General features: G+C 40.6%; 2 protein-coding genes. Both read left to right on the top strand.

The window, feature by feature from the left end; translation table 11 throughout:
* Positions 1–186 (top strand): transposase (locus AC3ASS_RS14350; protein ID WP_488284167.1); only part of this gene is annotated, 186 nt, incomplete at its 5' end.
* 42 nt (positions 187–228) lie between these two features.
* Positions 229–1,092, top strand: a complete 864-nt coding sequence (locus tag AC3ASS_RS14345; protein ID WP_488284166.1) for a transposase — start codon at positions 229–231, stop codon at positions 1,090–1,092.
* Positions 1,093–1,159 lie beyond the last annotated feature (67 nt).

The following is a 1,159-nucleotide window of genomic DNA, read 5'->3' as shown; positions in this document are numbered from 1 at the left end:
GGCGGCGGCAGAAGTTCCTATCATCCCAAAATGATGCTGAAAATCATTCTGTATGCTTATTCTCAAAAGGTTTATTCTTGTCGAGGAATCGAAAAACTCGTTAAAGAAAATATTCCTGCCATGTGGCTTTCAGCGATGCAACAACCAGATTTCCGGACAATCAACGAATTCCGAGGGGACGGATGAAGGTCCTAATGGATGAGTTATTTGAAGCGATGATTCTGAAAGTTGATTGAAGAAAAGTACATCACGATGGAAAACTACTTTTTGGATGGTACTAAGATGGAAGCCAATGCCAATAAGTATTCTTTCGTGTGGAAAAAATCCACCTCGAAATTGGAAGCGAAGTTAAGAGAAAACATTCAAGAAACACTTCAGTACATTCAAGAATTAACCCAATTAGAAGCAGGAACAGTACAAAAAGAGGCGAAAGAAGATCCAGAAATCACGGAACAGAACTTGGAAGCCATCGTTCAAAAATTGGAAGAAAAAGTCGAAATCCTAACAGAGGAAATCGAACAGGAATCCGATACAAAAGTTCGGAAGGAAAAACGAGCAGAACGCAAGAAATGGAAAAAACCTTTAAAACTGATTCGAGAAAATTTTTTGCCTCGACTAGCCAAATACAAGGAGCAGAATGAAATCATTGGCGATCGTAACAGCTATTCAAAAACGGATAAAGACGCAACTTTTATGCGAATGAAAGAAGATCATATGAAAAATGGTCAACTGAAGCCGGGGTATAATGTGCAAATCGGGACAGAGAATCAGTTTATCTTGTTTTATACCATTCATCAACGACCAACCGATACACGTTGCTTTATCCCACATTGGGAGAAGCTAGCGTCCACTTCATTACCGATGCCCCAAACAGTTATTGCGGATGCAGGCTATGGTAGTGAAGAAAACTATGTATATGCAGTTGGTGATGAGAAAGAGCACCGGTTTGAGTTTCTGATTCCTTATGGGAGCTATGTAAAAGAACAAACACGTACATCCAAAAAAGACATTAAAAATGCCAAAAACTGGACCTATTGTGAAGAGTTTGGGATTGTGGCATTAGCCCACAATCGAGTAGGAGGGGGTGACTAACCCCCGACCTCTCACACCACCGTACGTACCGTTCGGTATACGGCGGTTCAATTAAGTATGACGTAGA

The organism is Bacillus sp. JST-5, from assembly GCF_057747715.1.
Note: the sequence above shows the minus strand (reverse complement) of the source record. Positions and strands in the feature narration are given on the sequence as shown.